The sequence below is a fragment of the Metabacillus halosaccharovorans genome, from assembly GCF_002019635.1.
GTDB classification, from domain to species: domain Bacteria; phylum Bacillota; class Bacilli; order Bacillales; family Bacillaceae; genus Metabacillus; species Metabacillus halosaccharovorans.
In genome coordinates, this window is sequence record NZ_KV917371.1 from 2,451,603 (window position 1) to 2,464,231 (window position 12,629).

Here is a 12,629-nt window from a genome sequence, read left to right on the forward strand (position 1 = left end):
TCTAATTTTTAATCTCAAAATAAAAACAGGCACCCATTTTATTAATGAGTGCCTGTTAGTGTGTTATTCTTTTTTTTCTATTTGAAAATTATCAGCTAGTAATAACCAATTTTGAGGAAATGAAAGGCCAAGTTTCCAATAGCTAATTCCGCGTAGATCCAATTCTTTAATAAGGTCAAATTTTGCTTGAATTGATCTTGCATCTTCAAACCAGACCTCATGCTCTTTTCCGTTTGTATCTGTGTAATTAAAATGAGGTGCCTGTGCTTCTTGATCATAAAGAATTGGCACGTTATTTGTACTTGCAAGCTGAATAGCCTGCTGAGGACTAACTGCCTTCGCATATTGTCCTCCAGGAACAAAAGGTAAGGTCCAATCATACCCATATAAATTTTGTCCCATCATAATTTTACGACTTGGCATTTCTGTAATGGCATACTCCAAAACTTCCCTCACTGGGCCTATAGGTGAAACAGCCATTGGTGGACCCCCACTATATCCCCATTCATATGTCATAATAACAACAAAATCTACAATCTGTCCGTGTGCTTTATAATCATGTGCTTCATACCAACGGCCTTTTTGTGTAGCACTCGTTTTAGGTGCCAGTGCTGTAGAGAGAAGCCAACCTTCCTGACTGAAACGGGCCTTTGCTTTTCGTAAAAATTGGTTGTATGCTTCACGATCTTGAGGTCTTAAAAACTCCATATCAAAATGGATATCACGGAAGCCATATTTTTTGGCAGTTGTGACAATGTTATTTAAAAGTTTATTTTGTATTTCTGTATTTGTTAAAATAATTCTGCCTAGTTCATCACTAAATTGGTCGTTTTCTAAATTCGTAATCGCCATCATCAACGTAACATTATTTTGTCGGGCGATTTGAGGGAAATTATTTAGAAGTGGTTCTTTAAGAGTTCCATCCCGCTGAATTTGGAAACTAAATGGCCCTAAATAGGTTAAGTAAGGAGCTGCATCTCTTGCTGCTTGCTCAAGATTAGCTGTAACACTTGTGCCTCTTGGTTCAATATAAGCATTAGATTCTACCGATCTCTTTTCACCCTCAGGAATATAGAGTCTTACCCCTATTGAGAGAGGTTGATTCAAGGGAATATTATTAATTCTAGCTAATTCTGATGCGGGAAGCCCAAATCTTTGGGCAATTGAATATAAACTATCACCAGATTGTACCCAATAAAACCTTCCCTTAATAGGAATCACAATCCCCTGGCCAATAACTAAATTATTTGGGTTTTGAATTTCATTTGTGCGAATAATTTCCTCTGCAGTTGTACTGTAAGCCTGTGCAATACCAAACAAGCTTTGTCCTTGTTGGACAATATGTATTTGCATGTTTGTCCTCCTCAAAATACAATTTTGTACATCATATGATGAGAGGGCTTGATGCATGTTAAATTAATTTTCTCTATGAATAATCGTAGCTTTGAGGGTGTTTTCCATCATACTTAAGGCAAATTCATTATCTTTTTTAGAATTAGATGCAATACAGTCAGCTGGGATTGTTATACCGAATTCTCTCATATAAGCATCATTTGCTGTAAAAAGTACACATATGTTTCCTGCTATTCCAGTAATCACAAGTTCCTTTACGTTAAGGCTATATAATAATGTGTTCAGTGCGGTTCCATAAAAAGCAGAGTGTTTTGGTTTAATTAAAAAATAATCATCATCGTTTGGAAACAAACGGTGAATAATTTTTTCACTTAATGGATTACTACATTTTTGAGCGATTTTTTCAAAGTTAGCCTGCCATAAGTTATAATGGTCATTAACATAGATAATAGGGCATTTATTCTCTTTCATTTTATTTTTTAGCGAGAGAATATTGTGGGAGATTGTTTCAGTTTGTTCCGCTAAGATAGGGCCATGATTGAAATTGAAGTCATTAATCATGTCTATAATAAGTAATGCTTGTTTAGGTTTTTGCTGCATAACAATCATTTCTCCTTTTTATAACAATTTAGGCTGACTTTTCCTACTTTTAATATGTACAATTGTACCATTTCTACGAGGAGGATATATAGAATTGAATGACCAGTATTATATGAAATTAGCCTTAGATGAAGCAGAAAAGGCTAAGGAGATAGGCGAAGTTCCAATTGGAGCAGTTATTGTATTAAATAATACCGTTATTTCATCAGCTCATAATTTAAGAGAAAGGGAACAGCGGTCAATTGCCCATGCGGAAATTTTAGCAATAGATAAAGCTTGTAAAGAGATAGGTTCCTGGAGGTTAGAAAATGCAACTTTGTATGTCACCTTAGAGCCGTGTCCAATGTGTGCAGGGGCAATAGTATTGTCGAGAATCGGAAGAGTTGTGTATGGAGCCTCAGATCCTAAAGGAGGTTGTGCAGGTACATTGATGAATCTTTTACAAGAAGAAAGGTTTAACCATCAGGTTGATCTAACAAAGGGAATTGAGGAGCAGGCATGTAGTGAGTTGTTAAGCTCGTTTTTTAGAGACTTAAGAAAACGTAAAAAACACAAATAACAAACCTTACAAAAACTTACATCTACTAGAAGTTGCAATTTATATGATTACGATATATACTTATACATGCGTCGATAAAACGATGCAACTTAATATGGTATCAATTTTGCCGTGCTAAGCGGGGAGGTAGCGGTGCCCTGTACTCGCAATCCGCTCTAGCGAGGCCGAATCCCTTCTAGAGGTTAGCTCACTGTAGGGCTGCCTTAAGTAAGTGGTGTTGACGCTTGGGTCCTGCGCAATGGGAATCCATGAACCATGTCAGGTCCGGAAGGAAGCAGCATTAAGTGGAAGCTCTCATGTGCCGCAGGGTTGCCTGAGCCGAGCTAACTGCTTAAGTAACGCCTATGGTGGCTAATCGACGGAAGGTGCACGGCAGTTAATATTTTAAATGAAACTCACTCTTTTTGGGTGAGTTTTTTGTTTACCATCGAAAAGTAAAGTGCTTTTATAAGTTTTGTTAGGAGTTAGTGAGAAGCTACGATTATTTAAAAGGTAAGCAAATATAAAAAGTTTGTACTTAGTTTTAGTGTCTAGCTCCAGGCGCCATCGGCTCTAGGGTCTAGTCAAATAGGAATTGAAGGCAAAGAACGCCTTCTATTCCTATTCGCCTTATGCTTGTCGCCTTGCGCTTTTCTTAGAAACAACTTTGTAAATATGCCGATGGTTGTTATAATAAAGATGATGAAATAGAAGGGAGACGTTTTTGTGGGTTATCAAGCATTATATCGTGTTTTTCGACCACAGATATTTCATGATGTGGTTGGCCAAGAACATATAACAAAAACCTTACAAAATGCCCTGTTACAAAATAAGTTTTCACATGCTTATCTTTTTTCCGGACCACGTGGGACAGGGAAAACAAGTGCAGCTAAGATCTTTGCAAAAGCAGTCAATTGTGAAAGAGCACCAGTAGCTGAACCTTGTAATGAGTGTGCTGCTTGTAAAGGTATTACAAACGGTTCCATTTCAGATGTGATTGAAATTGATGCAGCATCTAACAATGGTGTCGATGAAATAAGAGATATTAGAGATAAAGTAAAATATGCTCCATCTGCTGTTCAATATAAAGTATATATTGTTGATGAAGTTCATATGTTATCCATTGGGGCTTTTAATGCTTTGTTAAAAACTCTTGAAGAGCCACCAAAGCATGTCATTTTTATACTAGCTACTACTGAACCTCATAAAATTCCTTTAACAATAATCTCTCGCTGTCAACGATTCGATTTCCGAAGAATAACAGCTGCTTCGATTGTAGGGAGAATGAAAGAGATCATACATAACCAACAGGTAAATGTAGAAGAGGATGCACTGGACGTCATTGCAAGAGCTGCTGATGGTGGTATGCGTGATGCATTGAGTTTACTGGATCAAGCAATTTCATATAGTGATGATCAAGTAACATTAAATGAAGCATTGCTTATAACAGGGTCTGTATCACAAGAGATTATTGGGAAAATGGCTGAAGCCATACATCAAAAAGATGTGACGGTTGCCCTGCAGGCATTGGACCAATTAATGTATCAAGGAAAAGACCCGAGCAGATTTATTGAAGACTTTATTTTTTATTATCGTGATATGCTTTTATACCAGACAGCACCAACACTAGAGGATGTCTTAGAGCGGGTGTCGGTAGATGAACAGTTTATCCATCTATCAAAAGAAATACCTTCTGCTGAAATATATGAGATTATTGAGTTGTTAAGCAAGAGTCAACAGGAAATGAAATGGACTAATCATCCCCGTATCTTTCTTGAGGTTGCCTTGGTAAAGCTTTGTCAACAAACAACTAATAAATCTCAATATGATCAAGAGGAATACCAGTCATTACTAGAAAAAATAACCAGTCTACAATCAGAGGTAAATCGACTTAAGCAGCAAGGAATTGCGGCTCCTCAACAAGGGAATTCAGGTTCAAAAGAGCCGAAGCAGAGGTCAATGAAAAGCGGCTATAAAACACCCGAAGGAAGAATACAGGAAATTTTAAAGACTGCAACCAGAAAAGATTTGGAAGTCATTAAAGGGAGATGGGCAGAGCTATTAGAAATGCTTCGACGCCAGAATAAAGTATCTCATGCAGCACTTTTAAATGATAGCGAGCCGGTAGCAGCTTCAGAGAATGCTTTTGTATTAAAATTTAAGTTTGAAATTCATTGTAAAATGGTAGCGGAAAATAACAACAATGTACGCACCAATTTAGAAGTAATACTGCAAGAGATTGTCGGTAAAAGCATGGAAATGGTTGGCGTTCCTGAGCATGATTGGGTTAAAATAAGAAAAGAATTTCTAAAAGATCAAAAAGATGAAGATCAAACTCAGCAAAATGGTGAAGAAGATCCCCTTATTGCTGAAGCAAGAAAATTAGTGGGAAATGAACTAATTGAAATAAAAGATTGATTTGGAGGAATGATGATATGATGCGTGGCGGTATGGGAAATATGCAAAAAATGATGAAACAAATGCAAAAAATGCAAAAGGATATGGCGAAAGCACAAGAGGAACTAGTTGAAAAAACTGTAGAAGGTACAGCTGGCGGCGGCATGGTAACAGTTGTAGTAAATGGACAAAAAGAAGTGCTTGAAGTAAATATCAAAGAGGAAGTTGTAGATCCGGAAGATATCGAAATGCTTCAAGACTTAGTATTAGCTGCAACGAATGATGCGTTGAAAAAGATGGATGACCTTACAAATGAGACAATGGGTCAGTTCACAAAAGGAATGAACTTACCAGGAATGTTCTAGGAGGATTATCATGCATTATCCTGAACCAATATCAAAGCTAATTGATAGCTTTATGAAGTTGCCAGGAATCGGTCCGAAAACGGCCGTTCGACTGGCTTTTTTTGTCCTAAACATGAAAGAAGATGTTGTGCTTGATTTTGCAAAAGCACTAGTGAATGCAAAAAGAAATCTTACCTATTGTTCTGTTTGTGGACATATAACCGATCAAGATCCTTGCTACATCTGTGAAGATGAACGACGGGATAAAAGTGTTGTATGTGTGGTGCAAGATCCCAAAGATGTTATAGCCATGGAAAAAATGAAGGAATATAACGGCTTATATCATGTACTGCATGGATCTATATCGCCCATGGAGGGAATAGGACCAGAGGATATAAAAATTCCTGAACTTTTGAAAAGATTGCAGGATGATGTAATACAAGAGGTCATTCTCGCTACAAACCCTAATATTGAAGGGGAAGCTACAGCAATGTATATTTCAAGGCTTTTAAAACCATCTGGTATTAAACTAACGAGGATTGCTCATGGTTTACCAGTGGGTGGAGATCTGGAATATGCTGATGAGGTTACTTTATCAAAAGCGTTAGAAGGAAGAAGAGAATTATAGAGGAGGATGTTTCATGCTTTTTCGCCGGAAAGGCTGGTTAAGGAATCAATATGATCAACAACTAATACAAAACTTGCTTATGATGAAAAAAGAGTGGAATCGGCAAAAACAGTTAGTTGATAAAAGTGTTGAACCTTCTCCTGAGGTACTCTATGATTTGAAAATTGCAGAAGCAAAATATTTCTTTCTACTCAAAGAAGCAAAACAACGAAATATTAAAATAGGAAAAATATAAAAGTAGATAGCTTGTTCTAATTTAACACTCTCCTCATATCCTATTATTAAACAGGGATAAAAGGGGAGTGTTTTTGTGGATCCTATTTTAGTTTTTTCTGTAATAGGCGGAGTCATTTTAATTTTGTTATTTGTAGGAGCTCCTATTCGACCATTACAATGGCTTGGGCGACTTTCGATAAAGATAATAATCGGAGCACTGCTATTATTTTTTGTTAATGCTTTTGGTACAAGCATAGATTTACATATCCCAATTAACTTAATTACTTCAAGTGTATCAGGGATATTAGGGATACCGGGATTGGCAGCATTAGTTATTATAAAAATGTTTATTGTAAGTTAAAATACATGTAGGCAAGGAAATCAGAAGAGAAGGAGACACACGCTTTTCTTTCTGGTTTTTTTATTGATAATTTTTATTGACATGTTTTTTGAGAGATGATATATTATTATTCGTCTTCCAAAAAGGACAAACAAATAAAAAAACTTCAAAAAAGTTGTTGACTTAAAAATGATAATCATGTTATTATATTAAAGTCGCTTCTTGATGAAGTGATAAAAAGTTCTTTGAAAACTAAACAAAACCAAGCGTGCCAACGTTAATTTCGATTAACAAAAACGTACTATATAGTACAAACTTTTATGAGCTATATCAAACACTTTATTGGAGAGTTTGATCCTGGCTCAGGACGAACGCTGGCGGCGTGCCTAATACATGCAAGTCGAGCGAATCTTTGGGAGCTTGCTCCCAAAGATTAGCGGCGGACGGGTGAGTAACACGTGGGTAACCTGCCTGTAAGATTGGGATAACTCCGGGAAACCGGAGCTAATACCGGATAACATTTTGAACCGCATGGTTCAAAATTGAAAGATGGTTTCGGCTATCACTTACAGATGGACCCGCGGCGCATTAGCTAGTTGGTGAGGTAACGGCTCACCAAGGCAACGATGCGTAGCCGACCTGAGAGGGTGATCGGCCACACTGGGACTGAGACACGGCCCAGACTCCTACGGGAGGCAGCAGTAGGGAATCTTCCGCAATGGACGAAAGTCTGACGGAGCAACGCCGCGTGAACGATGAAGGCCTTCGGGTCGTAAAGTTCTGTTGTTAGGGAAGAACAAGTACCAGAGTAACTGCTGGTACCTTGACGGTACCTAACCAGAAAGCCACGGCTAACTACGTGCCAGCAGCCGCGGTAATACGTAGGTGGCAAGCGTTGTCCGGAATTATTGGGCGTAAAGCGCGCGCAGGCGGTTTCTTAAGTCTGATGTGAAAGCCCACGGCTCAACCGTGGAGGGTCATTGGAAACTGGGGAACTTGAGTGCAGAAGAGGAGAGTGGAATTCCACGTGTAGCGGTGAAATGCGTAGAGATGTGGAGGAACACCAGTGGCGAAGGCGACTCTCTGGTCTGTAACTGACGCTGAGGCGCGAAAGCGTGGGGAGCGAACAGGATTAGATACCCTGGTAGTCCACGCCGTAAACGATGAGTGCTAAGTGTTAGAGGGTTTCCGCCCTTTAGTGCTGCAGCAAACGCATTAAGCACTCCGCCTGGGGAGTACGGTCGCAAGACTGAAACTCAAAGGAATTGACGGGGGCCCGCACAAGCGGTGGAGCATGTGGTTTAATTCGAAGCAACGCGAAGAACCTTACCAGGTCTTGACATCCTTCGCTACTTCTAGAGATAGAAGGTTCCCCTTCGGGGGACGAAGTGACAGGTGGTGCATGGTTGTCGTCAGCTCGTGTCGTGAGATGTTGGGTTAAGTCCCGCAACGAGCGCAACCCTTGATCTTAGTTGCCAGCATTCAGTTGGGCACTCTAAGGTGACTGCCGGTGACAAACCGGAGGAAGGTGGGGATGACGTCAAATCATCATGCCCCTTATGACCTGGGCTACACACGTGCTACAATGGATGGTACAAAGGGCTGCAAGACTGCGAAGTCAAGCCAATCCCATAAAACCATTCTCAGTTCGGATTGCAGGCTGCAACTCGCCTGCATGAAGCCGGAATCGCTAGTAATCGCGGATCAGCATGCCGCGGTGAATACGTTCCCGGGCCTTGTACACACCGCCCGTCACACCACGAGAGTTTGTAACACCCGAAGTCGGTGGGGTAACCGTAAGGAGCCAGCCGCCTAAGGTGGGACAGATGATTGGGGTGAAGTCGTAACAAGGTAGCCGTATCGGAAGGTGCGGCTGGATCACCTCCTTTCTAAGGATATGAGGCATGCTTGGTATTTTGTTTAGTTTTGAGAGATCATACGATCTTTCAATAAGTAAGAAAACACATAGGAGTGAAAATGCATTCAGCATTTGATGATCCTGTGCTTTATGTTCCTTGAAAACTAGATAACGAAAACAATTCAAGTAATTCACTGAGTTTAAACGCTTAGTTTAGTGATTCTCTTAATAATGTAAGTGACATCTTTGATGTCAAAGGTTAAGTTGTTAAGGGCGCACGGTGGATGCCTTGGCACTAGGAGCCGATGAAGGACGGTACTAACACCGATATGCTTCGGGGAGCTGTAAGTAAGCTTTGATCCGGAGATTTCCGAATGGGGAAACCCACTGCTCGTAATGGAGTAGTATTTTTACCTGAATACATAGGGTAATAAAGGCAGACCCGGGGAACTGAAACATCTAAGTACCCGGAGGAAGAGAAAGCAAACGCGATTTCCTGAGTAGCGGCGAGCGAAACGGAATTAGCCCAAACCAAGAGGCTTGCCTCTTGGGGTTGTAGGACACTCTATACGGAGTTACAAAGGAACGGAGTAAATGAAGAGGTCTGGAAAGGCCCGTCAAAGAAGGTAACAACCCTGTAGTTGAAACTTCGTTCCCTCCAGAGTGGATCCTGAGTACGGCGGGACACGTGAAATCCCGTCGGAAGCAGGGAGGACCATCTCCCAAGGCTAAATACTCCCTAGTGACCGATAGTGAACCAGTACCGTGAGGGAAAGGTGAAAAGCACCCCGGAAGGGGAGTGAAAGAGATCCTGAAACCGTGTGCCTACAAGTAGTCAAAGCCCGTTAATGGGTAATGGCGTGCCTTTTGTAGAATGAACCGGCGAGTTACGATCCCGTGCAAGGTTAAGTTGATAAGACGGAGCCGCAGCGAAAGCGAGTCTGAATAGGGCGAATGAGTACGTGGTCGTAGACCCGAAACCAGGTGATCTACCCATGTCCAGGGTGAAGTTCAGGTAACACTGAATGGAGGCCCGAACCCACGCACGTTGAAAAGTGCGGGGATGAGGTGTGGGTAGCGGAGAAATTCCAATCGAACTTGGAGATAGCTGGTTCTCTCCGAAATAGCTTTAGGGCTAGCCTTGAAATGAGAGTCTTGGAGGTAGAGCACTGATTGGACTAGGGGCCCCCATCGGGTTACCGAATTCAGTCAAACTCCGAATGCCAAAGACTTATGTTCAGGAGTCAGACTGCGAGTGATAAGATCCGTAGTCAAGAGGGAAACAGCCCAGACCACCAGCTAAGGTCCCAAAGTATACGTTAAGTGGAAAAGGATGTGGAGTTGCTTAGACAACCAGGATGTTGGCTTAGAAGCAGCCACCATTTAAAGAGTGCGTAATAGCTCACTGGTCGAGTGACTCTGCGCCGAAAATGTACCGGGGCTAAACGTATCACCGAAGCTGTGGATTGTTCTTTTAGAACAATGGTAGGAGAGCGTTCTAAGGGCTGAGAAGCGAGACCGGAAGGACTCGTGGAGCGCTTAGAAGTGAGAATGCCGGTATGAGTAGCGAAAGAGGGGTGAGAATCCCCTCCACCGAATGCCTAAGGTTTCCTGAGGAAGGCTCGTCCGCTCAGGGTTAGTCGGGACCTAAGCCGAGGCCGAAAGGCGTAGGCGATGGCCAACAGGTTGAAATTCCTGTACCACCTCCTCACCATTTGAGCAATGGGGGGACGCAGAAGGATAGGGTAAGCGCGCTGTTGGATATGCGCGTCCAAGCAGTTAGGCTGACAATGAGGCAAATCCCATTGTCACATAAGCTGAGCTGTGATGGCGAGGGAACTATAGTACCGAAGTTCCTGATTCCACACTGCCAAGAAAAGCCTCTAGCGAGGTGAGAGGTGCCCGTACCGCAAACCGACACAGGTAGGCGAGGAGAGAATCCTAAGGTGAGCGAGAGAACTCTCGTTAAGGAACTCGGCAAAATGACCCCGTAACTTCGGGAGAAGGGGTGCTTTTTAGGGTGAATAGCCCGGAAAAGCCGCAGTGAATAGGCCCAGGCGACTGTTTAGCAAAAACACAGGTCTCTGCGAAGCCGCAAGGCGAAGTATAGGGGCTGACGCCTGCCCGGTGCTGGAAGGTTAAGGGGAGAGGTTAGCGCAAGCGAAGCTTTGAACCGAAGCCCCAGTAAACGGCGGCCGTAACTATAACGGTCCTAAGGTAGCGAAATTCCTTGTCGGGTAAGTTCCGACCCGCACGAAAGGCGTAACGATCTGGGCACTGTCTCAACGAGAGACTCGGTGAAATTATAGTACCTGTGAAGATGCAGGTTACCCGCGACAGGACGGAAAGACCCCGTGGAGCTTTACTGTAGCCTGATATTGAATTTTGGTACAGCTTGTACAGGATAGGTAGGAGCCTGAGAAGCCGGAGCGCTAGCTTCGGTGGAGGCGTCGGTGGGATACTACCCTGGCTGTATTGAAATTCTAACCCACAGCCCTGATCGGGCTGGGAGACAGTGTCAGGTGGGCAGTTTGACTGGGGCGGTCGCCTCCTAAAATGTAACGGAGGCGCCCAAAGGTTCCCTCAGAATGGTTGGAAATCATTCGTAGAGTGTAAAGGCACAAGGGAGCTTGACTGCGAGACCTACAAGTCGAGCAGGGACGAAAGTCGGGCTTAGTGATCCGGTGGTTCCGCATGGAAGGGCCATCGCTCAACGGATAAAAGCTACCCCGGGGATAACAGGCTTATCTCCCCCAAGAGTCCACATCGACGGGGAGGTTTGGCACCTCGATGTCGGCTCATCGCATCCTGGGGCTGTAGTCGGTCCCAAGGGTTGGGCTGTTCGCCCATTAAAGCGGTACGCGAGCTGGGTTCAGAACGTCGTGAGACAGTTCGGTCCCTATCCGTCGTGGGCGTAGGAAATTTGAGAGGAGCTGTCCTTAGTACGAGAGGACCGGGATGGACGCACCGCTGGTGTACCAGTTGTCTTGCCAAAGGCATAGCTGGGTAGCTATGTGCGGAAGGGATAAGTGCTGAAAGCATCTAAGCATGAAGCCCCCCTCAAGATGAGATTTCCCATCACATTAGTGAGTAAGATCCCTGAAAGATGATCAGGTTGATAGGTCAGAGGTGGAAGCGCGGTGACGTGTGGAGCTGACTGATACTAATCGATCGAGGACTTAACCTAATAAAAGTGTAAGCTTAGTGAAGTGAATTGTGAATCGTTATCTAGTTTTGAAGGAATATACCTTCAAACTTTATATTATTTGGTGATGATGGCGAAGAGGTCACACCCGTTCCCATGCCGAACACGGAAGTTAAGCTCTTCAGCGCCGATGGTAGTTGGGGGTTTCCCCCTGTGAGAGTAGGACGTTGCCAAGTAAAAAGAGGAAAAAAGATCAGTAGAGATACTGGTCTTTTTTGTTAGTATAAAACGATTGCCAAAAAACCGATGGTTTTTCTGTAGAGTTGTAGAGACAAAGTATAACTACTAGCCTGAGGCTTGGGAGAAGCAAGAAGATCAAGGAAGCGCAGAGAGAGAAGACCGGAATGTGCGCAGTTGGCACATGAGGATCTGAACGAACAAGCTGACGCGGAGATTCGCCGCTTATCGCAAGCCGATATTCGAACACGGAAGTTAGGCTCTCAGCGCCGATGGTAGTTGGGGGTTTCCCCCTGTGAGAGTAGGACGTTGCCAAGTAAAAAGAGGAAGAAAAGATCAGTAGAGATACTGGTCTTTTTTTGTTTGAATAAAACGTTTGCCAAAAAACCGAAGGTTTTTCCGTAGAGTTGTAGAGACAAAGTATAACTACTAGCCTGAGGCTTGAGAGAAGCATATCAAGGAACTTCTACTAAGAGCGCCATGTCCTCTGTGGCAACGTAGAAGTCAGCACATCCTGTTCAAGTAAGGAAACGCAGATAAGAGAGAAGACCGAGTGTGTGTAGTTGGTACATGAGGATATAAACGTTGTCACTTACTAATAAAAAACAGGCACATATTAAACTAAAAGACATATTTTAATTTAAATCGTTTTGCTTAAATTCAAAATTGTGTATACAATAATACTTTTTGGTAAAAATAAAAAGTATGGAGGTGGAGATTTTGAATTCAAATAGTTTACAAAAGTCTCTTGGGGAAACATGTATTGTATGTGATGAAGAGAAGGAGTTAGGAATTCATCTTTATACAAGTTTTATTTGCAGAGACTGTGAAAAAGAAATGACTAACACACCAACGTCTGATCCTAAATATCAATATTATTTAGATAAGTTAAGAAGGGTAAAAAACTCACCACTTTATTCATAAAATTCTGAGGCTGATTGGAAAATCAGTCTTTTTTATTGTTTCTTACATC

At 42.4% G+C, this 12,629-nt stretch carries 9 protein-coding genes, 3 rRNA genes and 1 other RNA gene; 11 read left to right on the forward strand and 2 right to left on the reverse strand.

Annotated features, from left to right (window positions below):
• Positions 1 to 63: 63 nt before the first annotated feature.
• Together BK577_RS11695 and BK577_RS11700 are read right to left on the reverse strand one after the other, a co-directional pair.
• Positions 64 to 1,353, reverse strand: coding sequence for a glycoside hydrolase family 18 protein (locus BK577_RS11695; protein WP_078433030.1), 1,290 nt, complete (start codon positions 1,351 to 1,353; stop codon positions 64 to 66).
• 63 nt (positions 1,354 to 1,416) lie between these two features.
• Complete coding sequence (locus tag BK577_RS11700; RefSeq protein WP_078433031.1) at positions 1,417 to 1,953, reverse strand: cysteine hydrolase family protein; 537 nt, start codon at positions 1,951 to 1,953, stop codon at positions 1,417 to 1,419.
• 94 nt (positions 1,954 to 2,047) lie between these two features.
• Here BK577_RS11700 and tadA point away from each other — a divergent pair, with 94 nt between their 5' ends.
• The 11 genes from tadA to BK577_RS11755 all read left to right on the forward strand — a co-directional run bounded on the left by tadA (position 2,048) and on the right by BK577_RS11755 (position 12,580).
• The gene (tadA, locus tag BK577_RS11705) at positions 2,048 to 2,512 is read left to right on the forward strand and encodes a tRNA adenosine(34) deaminase TadA (RefSeq protein WP_281252575.1); all 465 of its coding nucleotides are present in this window, start codon (positions 2,048 to 2,050) and stop codon (positions 2,510 to 2,512) included.
• 109 nt (positions 2,513 to 2,621) lie between these two features.
• Positions 2,622 to 2,885, forward strand: an RNA gene (gene ffs / locus BK577_RS11710) — signal recognition particle sRNA large type.
• A gap of 332 nt (positions 2,886 to 3,217) precedes the next feature.
• Positions 3,218 to 4,909 (forward strand): DNA polymerase III subunit gamma/tau, encoded by a 1,692-nt coding sequence (gene dnaX, locus BK577_RS11715; protein ID WP_078433032.1) that lies wholly within the window; start codon positions 3,218 to 3,220, stop codon positions 4,907 to 4,909.
• Between the two features lie 20 nt (positions 4,910 to 4,929).
• Positions 4,930 to 5,253, forward strand: a complete 324-nt coding sequence (locus tag BK577_RS11720; protein WP_078433555.1) for a YbaB/EbfC family nucleoid-associated protein — start codon at positions 4,930 to 4,932, stop codon at positions 5,251 to 5,253.
• Positions 5,254 to 5,263: 10 nt separating this feature from the next.
• The gene (recR, locus tag BK577_RS11725; RefSeq protein WP_078433033.1) at positions 5,264 to 5,860 is read left to right on the forward strand and encodes a recombination protein RecR; all 597 of its coding nucleotides are present in this window, start codon (positions 5,264 to 5,266) and stop codon (positions 5,858 to 5,860) included.
• A gap of 13 nt (positions 5,861 to 5,873) precedes the next feature.
• Complete coding sequence (locus BK577_RS11730; RefSeq protein WP_078433034.1) at positions 5,874 to 6,095, forward strand: YaaL family protein; 222 nt, start codon at positions 5,874 to 5,876, stop codon at positions 6,093 to 6,095.
• A gap of 75 nt (positions 6,096 to 6,170) precedes the next feature.
• On the forward strand, positions 6,171 to 6,437 hold the full coding sequence (locus BK577_RS11735) for a pro-sigmaK processing inhibitor BofA family protein (RefSeq protein WP_078433035.1): 267 nt from the start codon (positions 6,171 to 6,173) through the stop codon (positions 6,435 to 6,437).
• A gap of 318 nt (positions 6,438 to 6,755) precedes the next feature.
• Positions 6,756 to 8,305, forward strand: a 16S ribosomal RNA gene (locus BK577_RS11740).
• Between the two features lie 226 nt (positions 8,306 to 8,531).
• Positions 8,532 to 11,461: ribosomal RNA gene (locus tag BK577_RS11745) — 23S ribosomal RNA — on the forward strand.
• A 78-nt stretch (positions 11,462 to 11,539) separates the two neighbouring features.
• Positions 11,540 to 11,655: ribosomal RNA gene (rrf, locus tag BK577_RS11750) — 5S ribosomal RNA — on the forward strand.
• The 16S, 23S and 5S rRNA genes sit together here, the layout of an rRNA operon.
• Positions 11,656 to 12,367: 712 nt before the next feature.
• Positions 12,368 to 12,580: a sigma factor G inhibitor Gin gene (locus BK577_RS11755; protein ID WP_404810018.1), complete on the forward strand. Its 213-nt coding sequence runs from the start codon at positions 12,368 to 12,370 to the stop codon at positions 12,578 to 12,580.
• Positions 12,581 to 12,629 lie beyond the last annotated feature (49 nt).

What these genes read in the sequence shown, in the direction of transcription:
- BK577_RS11695 (WP_078433030.1), bottom strand. Translation starts at nt 1,353, where the DNA reads ATGCAAATACATATTGTCCAACAAGGACAAAGCTTGTTTGGTATTGCA.
- BK577_RS11700 (WP_078433031.1), bottom strand. Translation starts at nt 1,953, where the DNA reads ATGCAGCAAAAACCTAAACAAGCATTACTTATTATAGACATGATTAAT.
- BK577_RS11720 (WP_078433555.1), top strand. Translation starts at nt 4,930, where the DNA reads ATGCGTGGCGGTATGGGAAATATGCAAAAAATGATGAAACAAATGCAA.
- recR (WP_078433033.1), top strand. Translation starts at nt 5,264, where the DNA reads ATGCATTATCCTGAACCAATATCAAAGCTAATTGATAGCTTTATGAAG.
- BK577_RS11730 (WP_078433034.1), top strand. Translation starts at nt 5,874, where the DNA reads ATGCTTTTTCGCCGGAAAGGCTGGTTAAGGAATCAATATGATCAACAA.